Raw genomic sequence first — 999 nt, forward strand, 5'->3', positions numbered from 1 at the left:
GAAGTCGCGGGACATCAGCCTCTGTCCGAGCAGCTTCACGCAGTTCATTTTGGTCTCCACCCTGCTTCGTCGGTGGTAGCCGCTCCAGTTCCGCCACAACGTCCGGCCAAGGTGCTTTGACGTTCGCAGGATCTCGTTCCGCGCCCGGGCTCCAGCCGTGTCCGGCTTCCATGGTCGCGCATTTCGGCGGGGCGGAATGACCGCCGCCGCACCGCGGCCGGCGACGGCTTCATGGCAGGCGCGCGTGTCGTAGGCGCCATCCGCTGTGAAGGTGGCGATCTCCTGATCCGGAGGGATCTGGGCAAGCAAGTCTGGCAGCATCGGCGCGTCGCCGACATTGCTGGAGGTGACCTCGACCGCCCGGATCTCCAAAGTTTTCTCGTCTATGCCGAGGTGGATCTTGCGCCGTGAGCGGGCCGCGCCACCGGTCCGAGCGGCACCGCGAACGGGCCGTTTCGGGCCGCCATGCTTGCGCGCGTGCCACTCGCCTTCGCCCTCCACCTTGATGCCATTCGGCATCGTTCTCGGACCGATGGCGGTCGATGCCTCATTGTCGACAAGCAGGTGAAGCGCCCGCTTGGAGCCGCGATACGGGATGGTGACGTCCATTGTTCGACGGGCTTTCGCGGCGCCACTGGCGCCACGGTCCCGTCTCGCTCTGGCGCCGGGACAGGGTGCTGAAATCCGGCACTGCCCAGCCGAGCCCAGACAGCTCCAGCTGACGCGACACGAACCCTGTCGTCTGGCGGAGCGGCAGGCCGAGCAGGACCTTGAGGGTGAGACAGGCCTGGATCGCCGCGTCGCTGTACGCTTGCTGTCGGCCGCGACGCCCGGACGGCACCGCCTCCCATTGCATCGTGGGATCGAACCAGACGGTCAGCGATCCGCGCTGCCTCAGCGCCTGGTTATACGCTTGCCAATTGGTGGTCTTGCAGGTCGGCTTCGGAGGTCTGCTCATGCAGCCCGGCTAGCATGCTGGGTTCACAAGATGAATCCCAC

General features: G+C 66.2%; 1 pseudogene. It reads right to left on the reverse strand.

Going from position 1 to position 999, the window contains the following annotated elements:
• Positions 1-958: pseudogene (locus tag FGX59_RS37000) on the reverse strand (IS5 family transposase); the annotation flags it as partial.
• Positions 959-999 lie beyond the last annotated feature (41 nt).

It is taken from the genome of Poseidonocella sp. HB161398, assembly GCF_005870025.1.
Classification (GTDB): Bacteria; Pseudomonadota; Alphaproteobacteria; order Rhodobacterales; family Rhodobacteraceae; genus Mangrovicoccus.